We start from the raw sequence: 17455 nt of genomic DNA on the forward strand, positions 1-17455 counted from the left end.
GCCAAGGAGGAGAATCATGGATATTTTTACGGTGTTTCCAACTATTAGCACATCGTTCATCGTACTCAGTGCGGTGCTCGTAGCTATTGGCTGGTGGCTCATCATTAAGGGCAAACGCGAGGCGCACAAGAAGACGATGATTGCTGCCGCAATCGCCGCGCTCCTGTTTTTTATTGTTTACGTATCTAGAACGTTGTTCGTGGGAAACACCTCATGGGGCGGACCCGATGAACTGCAGACGATTTATCAAGTGTTTCTGATCTTCCATATCGTGCTGGCAACAGTAGCAGCGGTATTCGGACTTACTACGTTAACTCTTGGATTTAAGGCGAAGTACTCCAAGCACCGTAAGTGGGGCAGAGTGACATCTATCATTTGGTTCATTACTGCGATTACTGGCGTTATGGTGTATGTGCTGCTTTATGTTCTGTATCCAGGCGGACACACTAAGCCGGTGTGGGAAGTTATTTTAGGCGCGTAGGTTAGTTGCGTGAAAAGGTAAATTGGTAGTGTGAATAGAGCATGTGAATATGCGTGTGAATATGTCATGCGAATTGTATCTGATTTGTGTGAATAGGAATGAATAAGCCTGTGTATCTGCGTTTCCCTTAATAGGGATAGTGGATGACGGGCTTATTTTTGTTACTGGAATTGGGATACCTTTGTCTGGTCGTAAAATTGTATTGTGAAACCACTCGTGATTGGATTAGTGCTTGGAGCGGCACTGTGGGGAGAATCGAAAAGTGGAGGATGGCACCAGTTAAAAGAGTCGGTGGAGTGGAGTATGGAACTTGGTAGGAAATGCGAGCGAATGGAGTCTGGAAGAGATGGAACTGGTAGAAAGGCAAGCAAATCGAGTCTGGAGAGTTGAGAAGGAAAAGCGAGAAGAAAAGTACTTAGAAAGTAATCTATTTGCTTACTTTTAGGGAAAACCTCCCTGAAAAAGATGAGCTTTGTGTTCGAATAACGATAATTAGGGAATTCCTCCCTGTTTTTTAACTATTTTAGCGCTAAAACGCAGAAATGGCTGATTTTTAGGGAGGATTTCCCTAAAAACGTTGATTTCAGGCTAAATCAAAGAAATTTGAGGGAGATTTTCCTTAATTGTTGATTCTACTTCATATGATGTCATACCTCAGTAGTACCCAACGAGCCTTCGCTTCCATCCAGCAGTAGCACCCAATTGAGCATTCACATCCACCGAGCATCAGCATCCATCCAGCAGTAGCACTCAATTGAGCATTCACATCCACCGAGCATTTGCATTCCATCCAGCCATAGTACCCACCGAGCCTTCGCAACACATTGAGCGATATACGCTCAGCCTCCCGCACCCTACACATACCGCACATTAGCGAAGCCACAATGAGAATCGCCATTGTGGCTTCGCTCTCATACTACCTCGGCATCCCCACCATTTAATCCTCTGATTAGTTAATCCCAATAATGATTCAGTAACTCACATGCAGAGCCACCTCCAAAGACCTGGAAAATTAAACCTCCTAATGCCCTTGAATATTTTCCGTTTAAAGGATTGACAATGGTAAATTAAGGGCATATACTGTGTATATAGATATATACAGTAAGCACAGGGATATGAACACCTGCTTCTGCAAGACGCTGAAGACATTGTAAAGCGAGGTTAGCATTAATGAGAACAATAAAGGATTCGTGGTTTATTGTGTGCTCTGATTTTCGAGGAGACAAATTAAAAGTATTAGGAACGTTCCTAACTACAATTATTTTTATGGGTTATCTGGCAGGGATGACTAGTTTGGTAACAAATGACGTATTAGCTGATCAAGATCGGACAATGATAGCGGATTTTTTACTTCTCTCATTAATGCCGTTACTCGGAGTCACATTCTCCCGACGTTCTATGAAATATTGGAGTGAAGACTCCTACACGAGAATGCTGGCTTACTTACGATCTTTACCGATTCCTCTGAATGTGGTATTAACTCGTAGAAAGTTTCAGGCAATAGGCTCCTTTACTGTTAATGGTGTATTGTTCTTTGGAATTGTCTATATGCTCGGTGAGAATTACCGCAAGGAGATGGCATTACCCGCGTTTATTGCTTTTGCTATAACTTGGATCGGTGTCGGACTCATTGTTTCAGGACTGTATATTTTCATTGAATATCTATTTAGCGGTAAAGCTTATCTAGGGCTAACCGTGCTAATCGTAGTGATATCTTGGGGAATATCGTTCCTGGTTTTGCTAGGGGGAGGCAACCTATTCTTGTATAGCATCTCCGTTTCCAAGGAGTGGGGGCTGCTATCTCCGATCATGTGGGGGACGCTTCTTCTAGGTACAATATCTGTGCAATTATTCTCTAAATGGACTATCCATCGACTGAAGAGTCGCGATCTCGTATGAACAATGTGAAATGGCAAGGACGGCGCTCTAGCAAGCTAGAGTGGAAGGCGAGGTGTAAACATGTGGATACCTGTACAAATCAACGAAAATAGTGCTGAACCCCTCTACCATCAGATAGAGACTCAGCTTAGATCATTAATCATTAGTGGAGTCATTACAGAAGGAACGCTGCTACCCTCCATTCGTGAATTCGCTGGAGATCTGAAATGTAGTGTGATTACGGTACGACGCGTGTATCAGGATCTAGAGAACGAAGGGTTGCTACGAACAAGACAAGGAACAGGTACCTTTGTATCCCATGTAGGTGCCTCTGCGATGGAGGAATATAAGCGGGAAGCGATCAGCAAAGCCCTCGAGAGCGCAGTCGACATCGGCAAATCGGTACATTGCAGCAAGGAAGAGCTTGAGGAGATTTTTCAGGAAATTGTAGAACTTAAATATAGGGAACAGGAATGAAAGGCGGGCGCTAACTCACATGGTACAGATGGCGATAGAATTGCGGAATGTACGCAAACAGCGGCGTAGCAAGACAATTGGACCGCTAAACCTGAATCTGCCTCAAGGTTATATTACAGCTTTGGTAGGTCAGAATGGATCTGGCAAAAGTACGCTACTGAATCTACTGCTCCAGCTGAAGAACCCAGAGGAAGGCGATATTTATTGGTTTGAAAATAAGTACGATAGCGAGCTGCCATTAGAGCTTCGACAGTCTATTGCATACGTTCCTGAGAATTCGATTTCGGAAGAAAATCACTGGAATGCGGAACAAGCGGCCCGATTTCGAAAGCATTGGTATCCGAACTGGGATGAGTCGTTTTTTCAGGAGCTGATGGATCGATTTGAAGTCCCGTATCATATGAAACTTTCGAAGATGTCTAAGGGTGAGCGTCGGAAATTTGAAATTGCTGCAGCTCTTGCGTCACGTCCACGTCTGTTGTTACTGGATGAACCCTCTTCTGGACTTGATCCTTTTGCCTGGAAGATTATGATGGAGACGCTTCGTAAGTATATGGAAGAGACTAATGCAACGATGATTATCTCTACACACATTGTGGAAGAGGTACGGCGGCTGGCAGATTATATCGTGCTTATGCATAGGGGTGAACTGCTGGGTATGGCCGAAAAAGACAGTCTATTCGGTGCTTGGACCGAGGTGTGGGTAAATGTTGCAGATGAAGAGGAGCTTGCTGAGTTGTCAGCGGAATTACCGGGTGGCATAAACTTTACCATGGATACACCGGGTGTAGCTTCTTTTATCATAGAACAATTTTCTAAGAACGAGAAACGCATTCAGGACTTGGGCGTAAAGGTTATCAAGAGTCGCAGTTTGGAATTGGACGAAATATTAGGCTTATGGACACAGGGACACCGTCCTATCCTAATTGATCACAAGAGAGGGGACTAGAGAAATGGAAGCCTTAAAGCTGGAAAGTGTAATGAAGCAATATGGAGAAAAAACCGCTGTAAACGGAATTAACCTAACGGTAGGCAAGGGGGAAATTTACGGATTACTGGGGGCAAACGGTGCAGGAAAAACAACCACAATGCGCATGGTGCTTGGCCTAATTTACCCTGATGGCGGGAATATTTTGTATAATGGAAAGCCGTATAACAGCGAACTTCAGCAAATCATGGGCTATCTACCCGAAGAAAGAGGATTATATCCAAAGGTAAAGGTAAGCGATCAAATCGTCTACTTGGCACGTCTTCGCGGGATGTCGGCTAGTGATGCGGATAAGAGCCTTCGCTACTGGCTCGATCGGTTTGAGGTTCCGGATTATTACAATAAGAAGATTGAAGAGCTCTCCAAAGGGAATCAGCAGAAAATGGGCTTTATCGCCGCAGTTGTTCATAAGCCGCAAATTCTCATCCTTGATGAAGCCTTCAGTGGTTTGGACCCTGTTAACGTGGAACTACTGAAAGATACGGTAAAAGAATTGCGTGATCAAGGAACGAGTATCTTATTCTCTACGCACCGGATGGAGCATGTTGAAGAGCTTTGCCGTAATATTACGATTTTGGATCGTTCCAATACTGTCGTGCAGGGCGATATTCGTACGATTAAGAGTGGGTATCCTCGTGAACAAGTATTGTTGCGTACGGATAACGAAGTGACCGGTTTAGAATCAATTGCAGGTGTAACAGCGGTACAGCGACAGGAGCGAGGTTATCTGTTGTCAATCAGTGAGATCGGCGCAGCACAACGTATCCTACAGCAGGCGATGGCGCAGGGTGAAGTGGAGCATTTTGAAATTAAGGAACCAACGTTAAATCAAATCTTTATCAGAGCGGTGGGTGAATCTCATGAATAAGATGGGGACAATTATTGGCTTTACCTTTAAAAATAAAGTAAGAACGAAATCATTCATGATTACTACGTTAATTCTAGTGTTGCTGCTTAGTATTGGGATGAATCTTCCGTACATCATCGATCAGTTTAAGGGTGATTCTACAACAAACGCAGAGACTCAAATTGCTGTGATCGCGGAAGAAGGAAATCAGGCGGCAGAGTTGTTGAAGGCCTATACTTCACCTGAGGGAATGCCGCAGGCAAAAGTTGTGCAATACACTTCTGCCGATGATGCGGAGCTAAAGAAAGCTTTAGATGAAGGGACTATAGAAGGGTATGTTACTTTTGCAGAACCGACTGGTGAAGGACTTCCACCCGTTACTTATTATAGTGAAAATGGTGAATTGAAGGGCGATGTACAAATCTATCTCCAAAATGCCCTTCAGCAGGCCAACACCCAGTTCGTCGTTGGCGACAAGCTGACGCAGGAGCAGATTGCTGCTATGTCAACACCGGTACAGATCGCTACTCAGCAGCTCAACCCTGATGGGACTGCGGGAGATAAGGATGCGTCGCGGGAATCCGCTCCAGCTATTAATTACGTCATTGTATACGCCATGCTTATGCTGTTCTTCATGTCTATCATGATGACCGGTAATATGATCGCGGCTGAGATTACTTCAGAGAAGAGCTCACGGATCATGGAGATTCTGATTACAAGTGCCTCACCTTTAGCGCAAATGTTCGGTAAAGTTATCGGTGTCTTCTTAGTAGGATTATTACAGATTGGCGTCATTATCGCAGCGGTAGTTGTCAATCTTAAGCTTCCGCATAATGCAACGATTTTGAAAGATTTAGATCTGGATTTAGGCCAGCTTAATATTAACTTGTTGCTTTATGGAATTGTTCTTTATGTACTAGGTTATTTCCTCTATGCCTTGATGTATGCAGCTGTAGGTTCGATTGTCAGCCGTACAGAGGATCTTGGCCAAGCGGTTATGCCGATTATGATGTTAGGCTTCGTAGCATTCTATGTTCCGCTGTTTAGTATCTCCAATGCGGATACTCTGCTGGTTAAGGTAGCGAGTTATGTGCCCTTCACCTCTCCATTGACCATGCTGCTCCGAATTGGTGTTGGTGAAGTAGCGATCTGGCAAGTTATTGTATCATTAGCCATCTTGCTTGTTACCACGTTCATCTTTGGATGGTTGGCTGCCAAGATCTATCGCACAGGCGTATTGATGTACGGTAAACGTCCAAGTATTAAAGAGATCAGAAAAGCGATGAAGGCTTACAAGATCTAAGTGGCTTCATATAACTTTTAAGGAGTGGTAATCATGACTAAAAGTGAACAATACAATATGATGCTTTTAATGAGTTCGGTATCTCTGGCTACGGTTAGTAGAATGCTCTCGACCAATGGGTCCGCTTTGATGGATTTCACTCAGGGTGTATTGACTGGTATTGCCATGGTGGGGATGATTGCGGGATTGTGGATGTACGGTAAGGCACGTAAGAGTAAAGCGTAATAGTAGGAAATAAGGAAGCCACGGCAGAGGCCGTGGCTTTTTTATATGCTCGAAAAGAGTGAAAAGCAAAATGATCGCGTTAGCAAAATTCAGTTCGGTATTTGTGTAATTTTAGTGAAAAAAAGTACAAAAAAGGAATTGGTGATATAAGCTAAGATTAGTCTCTTAAAAAACTTCTTATTTAAATGAGCAATAACGTGATTATTAGAGAAAGCATATAGGGGAGAGGTTCAATGAGCAGGATGAGGTATTTCACTAAGGTGGAATTCTACAATTATAGGGCGGATAGCGGCGATGAAAAAGCTGGTTATTATGCTTTGATCTTTTTTGTTTATAATGCCTTAATCATTTATTTATTTGGTCTATTGATGTATAAAACCGATTTTTTAGAACGAGCAAGGCTTTATTATTCAAATGAACATTTATTTAAATTAGCCATCTATAGTCCTATTTTCATTCTTGAATTAGCGCCATTGCTATTCTTATTGAGGTCAAAGAAGGAGAACCTGCAGAGCATTGGATTAACTACTTCTAATACTGCAATATCTATTCTTCTAGGTATTGTTGGGGCCATTCCTTTTACCTATCAAATTATTCTAGACTTCATTCTACATAAGAAAGAAATTCAATTGGAAGGAGCAAATCTGTGGGTAGAGTTCTTAATACTCTTCATTTTCACTGCACTGCCTGAAGAATTAATGTTCAGAGGTTATATCCAGACTCGAATTACAGGCTTGATTAAGAATAAATATCTTGCCATTGTAGTGGTTGGATTATTATTTGCGTTGATGCATATTCCTTTTCAAATGAGTATGGTTAATATGACCTTTATGGATTATTTAATTACTAATTGGGTGTATATGATTCAATTGATGGTTATGCATATATATTTTGTCTATCTTTATACTCGAAATAATAATATCCTTGTCCCAATCATTAGTCATACCCTCATAGATTATATTCAATTATATATAAAGTAACTCCCACGGGAGGGTTGAAATACTGAATGTCAGCCCTCCAACTACGCTAGTTAGCTTTTCGGCCAAAGTGAGCTCCGAGGGCTATACAACGGACAAATTACCGCTGGGCAGCAAATCCTCTTGAGCAGTCATTTGCTCCCGCACATGTCTAAGCTGATCTTTCAGTACAGGAACACTCTTTTGCAGGATAATGCTAATTTGAGGTAAAGATAGCTTTAGGCCATACCACATCACTTTTACGAGCTGTTCCTCCCAAGGCAGTGCCTTGGCAGACAGAAGAGACCGGCGTGCGTAATAATCGGCGCATTGACGGATACAAGAGCGGTAAGCTTCGATAGAGAATAGCTGGCTGTCGAAGCTTTTTTGACGGAATATTTTATGAAGCTCTTTAAAAGTTCGGATAGTAACTCTCTCGGCTTCTGCTGATTGTTGTAACAACATAGAACTGAGCGCATAGATATCATTCGTATTCTTTTGAACACACTCTGCAAATATAGTTCTACGGGGCGATCCGGCAGGTAAGGGGTCAGGCATGATAAACACGATCCTTTCAGAATGGGTTATGGGATGAACCTATAATATAGAAAAGTAAGAAATGGATTTGTTGATAAGCTCGGCGGTATCAGGTTCTGGATAACTATGCTTTTGAAGCGCAATACTGGATACGGACTTAGATGGTTTATAGTATAGCCGCCCCCCTCTGGAATCTCTTCCACCGGCAACAGCTCTGTACAGACGACCTTGCTCAATATGATCTGCCAATGATTTACCCTGCAGCTTGGCTTTTAAATCCTGTAAAGCATCTTGCACTAGCTCAAACTGAGTCTGATCCCACTCTGAACCATGGGTACGTACTTTATCTATCGCTTCCTCAAGCCGGCAGTGGTATATCATTCTGAGAAAAGAACTCCATTTAATAAGGTCGAAGGTATTAGTATTGGCTGAGATAAGACATGCCCCCCAGCTGCTACCCCCTTTACAGGTAAGTTTCAGGATGCCATACCGGCTGCCTGGATCAGCCTCCATTCCATAGTGAATAGGCTCAGGTGAATCAAAGACGAATACTTCAATGCGAGATAGTCTTCGCTGGTCCATGACAAGTTTCTCCTCCCTAGGGTTCCAAAAGCTTAAGCTCAACATGGTGAGTAAGGTTAGCCTTCTCTATACAGGCGAGCATTTCAGCTTCGTTCTCACAGACTGCGGCATGCTCCAGCCATAGTCGGAATTTCTGTTTACGTATAATGGATAAATGTAAGGGGAAGGTGCTGCGGGATCTCATTACGTACCAACCAATAGCAACGTCCTTCCAAGGTTTCTTAAAGGGGGCGAGCCACGGAAAACATTGGTGTGCGGACCAATCCTGCAGCTGCTGCTTTTCTCTGATACTTTTATATATTTCGTATATAATTCTTCGGTCCATACAGTACTCACAAGTAGAAGGGCTGCTGAAATGGCGCAAGGATTCAATTTGGTTCTGACCAAATGCATAGCCGACAATAGTTCTGTGATGATCCTCTTCGAACCATAACGCTCCAAAGCAAACATAATTTAGACTTATCGGCTCAAGCAGCCCTTGCTGAATTCCCCAATAATAGTGTTTCATTCCTTTCACCCCGTCCAGCATGCTATTACCCGGGTAGGTTCAGGTAACGCAAAAACCGCAGCAAGAGGAGGACCTCTGCTGCGGTTTTGGAATACAGGCATACACACCTGTGCCAAAGCGTGGCGGATCAAGGGTCTCTCTCTTTACGCTTACGAGGTTAGCTGTCGGATTCGGACGGTGAGAGTCGCCCTACCTATGTGAGACTTGAACAGTCTCCTTCGGATTCACCCCAAGTAGGCCATGTGGCCCGATGGTTCCCCCGTTCCCTGCAAATACAGGAACTCAGCGTTGATTGTATTTCGTGAAATAGATTCAATCCGAATCATACTCTTTTCAAGGTGTTTCTGTAAAAGCAGAAAGTGTTCTTTTGAGCGCAATTTGAACCGTATCCTACCAACTGCGACGAAAAATCCTGCCAAATAGGTATTTATTGCGTGTTATCGAGCTTCTTCCTCGTTTAATCTCGACTTCTCGTTTCCTTTCCTATATAGGCGATTTTTGGTGATTTCTCCAGCTGTGGTGAATAAAATCACAGAGTCCGTCCGCTTTTCGCTAATTGATTCAAATTCGAGTAAACAAGAGATATAGAGAGATTGAATATCAAGTAAGCGCTATCCAATGCGAAAATAGTTTTTAATTTGCATTATTTTGGCATCAATCACGTTTTACAATACTTCCTGCATAAGGGTATGATTACTCCTGTTTCAACAACAATCGAATATTTGATCCGCTTAATTTCCGGTAAGGAAAGCGGGGGAACCAACAATCGGCAGACGATGTGAGAGTCGGAAGCCGGTTATGGGGTGAATCCTGTAGAGGATGCGAGTGAGCTCGCATCCTCTACAGGTAGGGCGACTCTCACCGCCCGAATCCGACAGCTAACCTCGTAAGCGTATGGAGAGAGGATGAGTGCAATGTGACCGCTAGCGAGCCACAGAGGAGAATCCTTTGTGGCTTTTTGCTGTGCTTTTTTAAGCAAAGCATTTATGGAAAACCTCAGGAAGAGGTCGTTATATTCATCATTAGCGGTAGCTTTTCTTTCAAGACCAGGGTGATCAAGCTCTGATCTTACAAGCAAAGCATTTGAGGAGAATAAGAGATGACAGATCAGAATGAATATGTACTGGTATGTGCGCCAACGAAGGCAGGAGAACATTTTATTAAGCTTCTAAAATTTAGAGGCATTAAGATGGCGGGATTGACCAACAACTTGCCTGAGAAGTCCCTACTTGAAGAGATGGGGATTGAGAAAGTCGTTCTAGTAGATACCCGCCATCAGAATACTTGGTTTCGCCCGCCGTTCCCGGTAGGCCGGGTATATCTGTTCGAGAGCAGCTTTACGTTATGCTGCCGCTACATTCAGATGTGCCGCACCTGGACGACGCAGCCGATTTTTGTGATCACAAGCTCAATAAATCCTAGATTGGTCTATAAAAGACTTGGTGCAAGTTATGTAATCTATTCCCACAGTGGAGATGCTGATTTTCTGATCGATAAATCACCTCATCAAGGATAAAAGAAGGAGTGCGGGAGATATGATGGATCTGTATATGGTGGCTTCGTTAGCTGTAATTTACGGGTTGTTTTATGGATTTATGCGCTGGTGCGCAGGTGTAGTTGAGGATACAGGGAGGGATAAGCTGTGATTCTAGTCATCGCTGTTACCCTACTGCTGTTTTTATATCTTGTTTACGCATTGATTCATCCGGAGAAATTTTAAGGAGGGGCATTCATGGGCATTTTGCAAATCGTAGCTGTAATCGTCATTCTCATCTTGCTGGTTAAGCCGATGGGCACGTATTTATATCATGTATTTTCTAATGAACCCAATCGTACGGATCGATGGTTTGGAGGCGTGGAAAAAGGGATTTATAAGCTGATCGGACTGAAAAAACGGGAAGGTATGTCCTGGAAAAAGTATGCGCTCAGCTTTGTTTTAACGAATATCGTACTGGTTACTTTCAGCTATATCTTTCTTCGATTGCAGCGGGGTTTACCGCTAAATCCGAATGGAATTGCGGATATGGAACAGACGCTTTCGTTCAATACGGTGATCAGCTTTATGACTAATACAAACCTGCAGCATTACAGCGGGGAGACGGGACTTTCGTATTTTTCACAAATGGCTGTCATCACGATGATGATGTTCACGTCTGCAGCGAGCGGATTTTCAGTTGCGGTTGCTTTTGTCAGAGGGATCACAGGACGCAAATCAGTCGGGAACTTCTTCGAGGATTTCGTCAAAGCACATATTCGTGTGTTCATTCCGCTGGCTCTGCTGGTTTCATTGGTACTGGTAGGATTACATGTGCCGCAAACCCTCAAGCCATCACTTGAAGTCACTACACTAGAGGGGCAAACGCAACAGATTGCTATCGGTCCAGTAGCTTCTCTGGAATCGATCAAGCATTTGGGCACGAACGGAGGCGGCTTCTTCGGGGCCAATTCATCGCATCCTTTTGAGAATCCTAATCCACTTACGAACGTGCTGGAGATTCTTTCTATGTGGATGCTGCCAGCTTCGCTCCCTTATATGTACGGACTGTTTGCTAAGAACAAACGTCAGGGCTGGGTTATTTTTACCGCAATGATGACCTTGTTCGTACTACTGCTGGGACTGAACTATTATGCTGAATCAAAGGGTAATCCGGCGATCAATGCACTAGGAATCGAATCTTCACAAGGCAGCATGGAGGGTAAAGAGGTACGCTTCGGCATTCCGCAGTCTTCCTTGTTTACTTCAGTAACAACCGCAGCTACGACAGGTAGTGTTAACAATATGCATGATACGCTGACACCACTGGGAGGTATTACGCCTCTGGCACTGATGATGCTGAACAATGTCTTTGGGGGTAAAGGTGTCGGACTGATCAATATGCTGATGTATGCGATTCTGGGTGTCTTCCTGTGCGGTCTGATGGTCGGCAGGACACCAGAGTTTCTCGGACGGAAGATAGAGGCCAAGGAGATGAAGCTGATTGCCATTGCGATCCTTGTTCATCCGTTCATTATCCTAGTACCAACCGCAGCTGCGTTCCTGACCGATTTGGGGCAAGGGGCGATTACGAACACTGGATTCCATGGGCTCAGCCAAGTGTTATATGAATATGTCTCTTCTGCCGCGAACAATGGCTCAGGATTTGAGGGGCTTGCGGACAACACAACCTTTTGGAATGTTACAACCGGGATTGTCATGCTGCTAGGCCGTTATGTCTCGATTATCGCAATGCTGGCAGTAGCAGGTTCTTTACTTCAGAAGAAGCCAGTTCCTGAGACCATTGGTACATTCCGCACAGACAATGGTCTGTTCACGGGGATTCTGATTGGTACCGTAGTGATTATCGGTGCGCTGACGTTCCTGCCGGTCATTGTACTCGGCCCCATTGCAGAATATCTAACCTTACGGTAGGAAGAGGGAGAATAAGATGAGTACTGTAAAAAGAAAAAAACTGCTAACGGGACCCATACTCCTTAGCGCTGTAAAGGATAGTTTTATAAAGCTTAACCCAGTAACGCTAATCAAAAATCCAGTCATGTTCGTGGTTGAGGTCGGTACGATCATTGTCCTCCTCATGGTGCTGGCTCCTGGATATTTTAATGCAGAGCAATCGATAGGCTTCAATATCACAGTGTTGTTCATTCTGCTATTTACAGTGCTGTTTGCGAACTTTGCTGAGGCACTGGCAGAAGGCCGCGGAAAAGCCCAAGCCGATTCACTCAAGAAAACAAAACAAGATATCACAGCAAACAAAATCGTTGGAGGGTCGGTGAAGACAGTATCCTCCTCCGAGCTGCGTAAAGGAGATATCGTCATCGTCAGCCAGGGAGAACTTATCCCTGGTGACGGTGAAGTGATAGAAGGGCTGGCTTCCGTAGATGAATCAGCGATTACAGGTGAATCTGCACCTGTAATCAAGGAAGCCGGTGGGGACTTTGGTTCCGTTACAGGCGGTACACGGGTCGTCAGTGATGAGATTAAAGTAAGAATTACAAGTGATCCTGGTGAGTCGTTTCTAGATCGAATGATCTCCCTTGTGGAAGGGGCGAAACGTCAGAAGACACCTAATGAAATTGCGCTAAATACACTCTTGATCAGTCTGACGCTGATTTTCCTGATTGTAGTAGTGACCTTGCGGCCGATTGCAACGTATCTAGGTGTTGATCTTGATATTCCCGTTATGATCGCCTTGTTGGTCTGTCTGATCCCGACAACAATCGGGGGACTGCTCTCCGCAATCGGAATAGCGGGTATGGACCGGGTGACCCAGTTTAATGTACTCGCGATGTCGGGGAAGGCAGTTGAGGCTGCCGGTGATATTAATACGATGATCTTAGATAAGACCGGTACGATTACCTTTGGAAACCGGATGGCGAGTGAATTTGTACCTGTCGGGAATGAATCGGAAGCGGAGCTCACAGCATGGGCGGCCATTAGTTCCTTGAAGGATGAGACACCTGAAGGACGATCTGTTATTGAGCTGGCCAAGAAGCTGGAACGCAGCTATGACAGTAAGCTTGCTGAAGGTGGGGCATTCGTAGAGTTTAAGGCAGAAACACGGATGAGTGGTATTGATCTGCAAGATGGACGCTGTGTACGTAAAGGTGCGGTGGACTCCGTGAAGAAGTGGGTACAGTCTAAAGGCGGAATCATTCCCGCCAACCTCGACAGTAATTCTGATGCCATCGCTCGGATGGGGGGAACTCCGTTAGCGGTTGCGGTAGATAATCGGATCTATGGACTTATTTACTTGAAGGATACGGTTAAACCGGGCATGAAAGAGCGGTTTGATGAGCTGCGGAAAATGGGGATCAAGACCATTATGTGTACGGGTGACAATCCGCTGACCGCAGCTACAATTGCTCGCGAAGCGGGTGTGGATGATTTTATCGCGGAAAGTACACCTGAGGATAAAATAGCAGTCATTCGCCGAGAACAGAACGAGGGCAAGCTGGTTGCCATGACAGGGGATGGTACAAATGATGCCCCTGCCCTTGCCCAAGCTGATGTGGGCTTAGCCATGAACAGCGGTACGACAGCCGCTAAGGAAGCGGCCAATATGGTCGACTTGGACTCCGACCCTTCGAAGATTATTGAGGTTGTTGCGATTGGTAAACAGCTGCTGATGACGCGGGGCGCATTGACAACCTTTAGTATCGCGAATGATATCGCGAAGTATTTCGCCATTATTCCGGCGATGTTCATGCTCGCCATACCGGAAATGGAAGCCCTGAATGTAATGGGACTAGGCTCACCAAGCTCAGCTATTATATCCGCTTTAATATTTAATGCGATTATTATTCCGCTGCTCATCCCTCTGGCTATGAAGGGTGTCTCGTATAAAGCTATGAGCTCTACGAAGCTGCTCGGACGCAATATTTTTATTTATGGGCTGGGCGGAGTGGTTGTTCCTTTTGCGGGCATCAAGCTCATTGATATGATCGTAAGTGTATGGATTTAAGACCAATTGACTAATCATTGAAAGGGTGAGAGCATCGTGAATAACGGAAACTCCATGGAGGATACTGATGAGCAGTTGTCATCATCGAAAAGTTCTTATTTCTTTATTATTGTACGATTAAGTCTAGTATTTATTGTTCTTTGTGGAGTGATCTATCCTCTGACGACTACAGCGCTTGCCCAGGTTCTGATGCCGTCGCAAGCGAACGGCAGCTTACTTAAGGACGATGCTGGAGTAGTTGTAGGCTCGGAACTTATCGGACAGAACTTTACGAACCCGGCTTTATTTCATGGACGTGTGTCGAGTATTGAGTATAAAGCAGAGGCTTCAGGCTCCAATAACTACGCTCCATCCAATCCGGATATGCTGCAGCGGACCAAGGATTTCATTGCGCAGTGGCAGCTCGATAACCCGGATGTGCCCGTGAACAAATTGCCAGTCGATTTGATCACCAACTCAGGTTCAGGTCTGGATCCGCATATCACACCTGGCTCGGCTATCGTGCAGATTCCTCGGATTAGCAATTTAACGGGTATTCCTGCTTCGCAGCTGGAAGAGCTGGTGAATAAGCATACTGAGGGCCGTGACTTGGGACTGTTCGGTGAAGAACGGGTTAATGTATTGAAGCTAAACATGGATCTATTGAAACTATCGAACAAATAAATATAACAAAAATCCCTGCCAGATTCCTTAGAATCGGGCAGGGATATCTTCCTTTCTAGAATATAAGAAAGTATAAGTTGCACATTATACATCATCCTTATATTTCTACGGGAAACGGCTGTCATCTTTGAAGGACGACAACGTCGTTTCTTCTTGGAACAGAAGAGTACATGCATGATCGGGGTTATTAAGGAGTGGTCTTGATGGGAACATACCGGAGGAAGACGCCGGAGGAGCTGCTGCTCTCGATCTATGAGCTGCATCGGGGACGTCTGAAAATCTATATCGGTCCGGTCAGCGGGTCGGGCAAAACGTATCAGATGCTGCGTGAGGGTCAAGCGCTTAAAGCGCAAGGAATTGACGCCGTGATCTGTGCGGTTTCGACGAACCAAAGTCCTGAAACAAGGGATCAGCTGGGCGATTTGGAACGGATACCAAGTATTCATTGGTTTCAGAAGGATATCGAAAAGAAGGATCTTGATGTAGAAGCTATTGTGGCACGTAATCCTGAAGTAGTGCTTACTGATGGCTTGGCTCACCAGAATCGCGAAGGTGCAGAGAGGTCAGGAAGGCTGGACGATATCAAATATTTATTGAGTAATGGGATCAGTGTCATCACAACTGTAAACGTATATGAACTAGAGGGTGCCGCGGATCTGGCGCGGAAATGGACCGGAATTGAGGTTGAGCATTCCCTTCCAGCTGAAGTGCTTACGCTTGCCGATGATATTGTTCTAATTGATGTGACACCGGAAAAGATACTTCAGCGCTTGTCCGACGGACATTTAGGTAAGCACCAGCAGATATCGCTTTTTAACAAGGGGAATTTAAGCAAGCTGCGGGAGCTGGCACTTCGGATGGTTGCTGAGGATGTTAATGATTCGCTGGAGAAACATCGGGAAGAGCAAGGGCTGCAGGGAGCGTCAGGGATTGCCGAGAAAGTCTTAGTCTCTGCACAGTATTATTGGAACGGCTCGATCCATATCCGCCGTGGACAGCAAATCGCCAAACGGTTAAATGGGGAACTTTCAGTTGTGTCATTTTGGAAGCAGGGTCTCACCTTTTCTAAGGAAGCAGCCACCTTTAAGCGATCTCTCTGGAAGCTGACCGAGAAGATTGATGCCTCTATGGAGGAGATCACCTATCGCTCGAAGCGGGAGATCCCTCGTCTGTTGGTAAAATACGCAACCCGGCACAATATAACCCGAATCGTTATGGGACATTCCAAGCAGACCGCTTGGCAGGAATTATGGAAGGGCTCGATTGCCAATTCGTTACTGAAGCAAATCCGAGGTGTGGATGTGTTCTTCGTGGCGGACCGTGCTGACCGTGAGGGAGAACGTGTACTTCCAACCCGGCAGAGTCGTAATGAACGGAAAACGGATGTCTATCACAGGTTAAGCAGTCAGGAAGTACAGGATAAAATTGATGCGATTCGCGGAGGCACCTTTAAGGTATATATCGGGGCAGCGCCCGGTGTGGGCAAGACTTACAAGATGCTGCGTGAAGGGAATGATCTCTTGAAGAGAGGGATCGATGTCGTGATCGGACTTTTGGAAACACATGGCCGTAAAGAAACCCTTGAACAAATCGGTGAATTGGAGATCCTTCCGCGTCTACGTATGGAGTATCGCGGGACCGTCCTGGAGGAAATGGATACGGCAGCTATTATTAAGCGTAATCCTGAAGTCGTGCTAGTGGATGAACTTGCTCATACCAATATGCCGGGCAGTAAACATAAGAAGCGGTATATGGATGTTATGGAGCTGCTGGATGCGGGAATATCTGTGATCTCTACCGTGAATGTTCAGCATTTAGAAAGTCTGAATGATGCCGTAGAGCAAATTACAGGCGTTAGAGTAAGAGAGACTTTTCCGGACAGTATTCTACAGCGGGCTAATGAGGTAGAGCTTATCGATGTATCACCCAAGATGCTTCAAGAGCGGATGAAGGACGGGAAAATCTATGCCATGGCCAAGGTGGATCAGGCGCTCGGGGCTTTTTTCAAAATCGGGAATTTGATCGCTCTTCGAGAGCTGGCACTGCGGGAAATTGCTGATGATGTGGATGAGCGGCTGGAAGCTTGGGAGCGTGTCGGTTCACTACGGGGACCGTGGCGGCGTCAGGAAGTCATTTATGTATGTATCACTTTGGGGGATCATGCAGAGCGCTTAATTCGGCGTGGTTTTCGAATTGCATATCGTCTAAAAGCCTGCTGGTATGTTACGTATGTGCAGGAAATTAAACAGAATGGACTCGTTTACGATAAACGTATAAATGATTTAAAAGAATTGACGGAACGACTGGGTGGAACGTTTAAAATGATTGAGAGCGGGCTTCCCGCACGAGTGGCGTCCTTGCTGCTAGAGAGATCTCAGGCTTTGCAGAGCACTCAGATTATTATCGGCCAGTCTCAACGCTCATGGCTGCGTAAATGGCTACGCGGGGATGTTACTAAGCAGATTCTACGTTCTGCCAGAAACGTGGATGTACTGGTTGTGGCGGATCTCATTCGTGAGGAACCATAGATTATGACTAACAAGTAAAAACG

General features: G+C 45.0%; 17 protein-coding genes and 2 riboswitches. Of the genes, 14 read left to right on the top strand and 3 right to left on the bottom strand.

Features of this window, described 5'->3' with window-relative positions:
* Nucleotides 1-16: 16 nt before the first annotated feature.
* The 9 genes from NSU15_RS02515 (at nt 17) to NSU15_RS02555 (ending at nt 7179) form a co-directional block, all read left to right on the top strand.
* Nucleotides 17-481 carry a DUF420 domain-containing protein gene (locus NSU15_RS02515; protein ID WP_042123812.1) on the top strand — a complete coding sequence of 155 codons (465 nt, stop codon included), beginning with the start codon at nt 17-19 and terminating at the stop codon, nt 479-481.
* A 204-nt stretch (nt 482-685) separates the two neighbouring features.
* Nucleotides 686-871 carry a hypothetical protein gene (locus NSU15_RS02520; RefSeq protein ID WP_339289004.1) on the top strand — a complete coding sequence of 62 codons (186 nt, stop codon included), beginning with the start codon at nt 686-688 and terminating at the stop codon, nt 869-871.
* Nucleotides 872-1651: 780 nt separating this feature from the next.
* A complete protein-coding gene (locus NSU15_RS02525) occupies nt 1652-2380 on the top strand; it encodes a hypothetical protein (protein WP_042123814.1) in 729 nt (242 codons plus the stop codon).
* Between the two features lie 60 nt (nt 2381-2440).
* Nucleotides 2441-2836 (top strand): GntR family transcriptional regulator, encoded by a 396-nt coding sequence (locus tag NSU15_RS02530; protein ID WP_042123815.1) that lies wholly within the window; start codon nt 2441-2443, stop codon nt 2834-2836.
* Between the two features lie 28 nt (nt 2837-2864).
* A complete protein-coding gene (locus NSU15_RS02535; protein ID WP_339289005.1) occupies nt 2865-3785 on the top strand; it encodes an ABC transporter ATP-binding protein in 921 nt (306 codons plus the stop codon).
* A gap of 4 nt (nt 3786-3789) precedes the next feature.
* Nucleotides 3790-4692: an ATP-binding cassette domain-containing protein gene (locus NSU15_RS02540; protein WP_042123817.1), complete on the top strand. Its 903-nt coding sequence runs from the start codon at nt 3790-3792 to the stop codon at nt 4690-4692.
* Complete coding sequence (locus NSU15_RS02545; protein ID WP_339289007.1) at nt 4685-5974, top strand: ABC transporter permease; 1290 nt, start codon at nt 4685-4687, stop codon at nt 5972-5974. The genes NSU15_RS02540 and NSU15_RS02545 overlap by 8 nt, the downstream gene beginning before the upstream one ends.
* Nucleotides 5975-6007: 33 nt before the next feature.
* Complete coding sequence (locus NSU15_RS02550; RefSeq protein ID WP_042123819.1) at nt 6008-6199, top strand: hypothetical protein; 192 nt, start codon at nt 6008-6010, stop codon at nt 6197-6199.
* A 233-nt stretch (nt 6200-6432) separates the two neighbouring features.
* A complete protein-coding gene (locus NSU15_RS02555; RefSeq protein WP_339289009.1) occupies nt 6433-7179 on the top strand; it encodes a CPBP family intramembrane glutamic endopeptidase in 747 nt (248 codons plus the stop codon).
* Between the two features lie 81 nt (nt 7180-7260).
* Here the strand turns inward: NSU15_RS02555 and NSU15_RS02560 are convergent, their stop codons facing one another.
* From NSU15_RS02560 to NSU15_RS02570, 3 genes are read right to left on the bottom strand one after another with little or no spacing between them, the layout of a single operon-like run.
* Nucleotides 7261-7713 carry a hypothetical protein gene (locus NSU15_RS02560; protein WP_042123823.1) on the bottom strand — a complete coding sequence of 151 codons (453 nt, stop codon included), beginning with the start codon at nt 7711-7713 and terminating at the stop codon, nt 7261-7263.
* A 39-nt stretch (nt 7714-7752) separates the two neighbouring features.
* Entirely contained in the window at nt 7753-8274 is a 522-nt protein-coding gene (locus NSU15_RS02565) for a hypothetical protein (RefSeq protein WP_339289011.1), read from the bottom strand.
* Nucleotides 8275-8290: 16 nt separating this feature from the next.
* Nucleotides 8291-8782 (bottom strand): hypothetical protein, encoded by a 492-nt coding sequence (locus NSU15_RS02570; RefSeq protein ID WP_042123824.1) that lies wholly within the window; start codon nt 8780-8782, stop codon nt 8291-8293.
* 132 nt (nt 8783-8914) lie between these two features.
* A riboswitch (cyclic di-AMP (ydaO/yuaA leader) is annotated at nt 8915-9080 on the bottom strand.
* Between the two features lie 420 nt (nt 9081-9500).
* Nucleotides 9501-9691, top strand: a riboswitch (cyclic di-AMP (ydaO/yuaA leader).
* 190 nt (nt 9692-9881) lie between these two features.
* On the opposite strand from NSU15_RS02570, the gene NSU15_RS02575 reads away from it, so the two are divergent.
* The 5 genes from NSU15_RS02575 to NSU15_RS02595 all read left to right on the top strand — a co-directional run bounded on the left by NSU15_RS02575 (nt 9882) and on the right by NSU15_RS02595 (nt 17432).
* Nucleotides 9882-10298, top strand: coding sequence for a hypothetical protein (locus NSU15_RS02575; protein ID WP_042123826.1), 417 nt, complete (start codon nt 9882-9884; stop codon nt 10296-10298).
* 216 nt (nt 10299-10514) lie between these two features.
* Nucleotides 10515-12191, top strand: coding sequence for a potassium-transporting ATPase subunit KdpA (kdpA, locus tag NSU15_RS02580; RefSeq protein ID WP_042123828.1), 1677 nt, complete (start codon nt 10515-10517; stop codon nt 12189-12191).
* A 16-nt stretch (nt 12192-12207) separates the two neighbouring features.
* The gene (kdpB, locus tag NSU15_RS02585; protein WP_042123830.1) at nt 12208-14241 is read left to right on the top strand and encodes a potassium-transporting ATPase subunit KdpB; all 2034 of its coding nucleotides are present in this window, start codon (nt 12208-12210) and stop codon (nt 14239-14241) included.
* Nucleotides 14242-14295: 54 nt separating this feature from the next.
* On the top strand, nt 14296-14904 hold the full coding sequence (gene kdpC / locus NSU15_RS02590) for a potassium-transporting ATPase subunit KdpC (RefSeq protein ID WP_156114902.1): 609 nt from the start codon (nt 14296-14298) through the stop codon (nt 14902-14904).
* A 203-nt stretch (nt 14905-15107) separates the two neighbouring features.
* A complete protein-coding gene (locus NSU15_RS02595; protein ID WP_339289014.1) occupies nt 15108-17432 on the top strand; it encodes a histidine kinase in 2325 nt (774 codons plus the stop codon).
* Nucleotides 17433-17455 lie beyond the last annotated feature (23 nt).

It is taken from the genome of Paenibacillus sp. FSL E2-0201 (assembly GCF_037963325.1).
Classification (GTDB): Bacteria; Bacillota; Bacilli; order Paenibacillales; family Paenibacillaceae; genus Paenibacillus_AQ.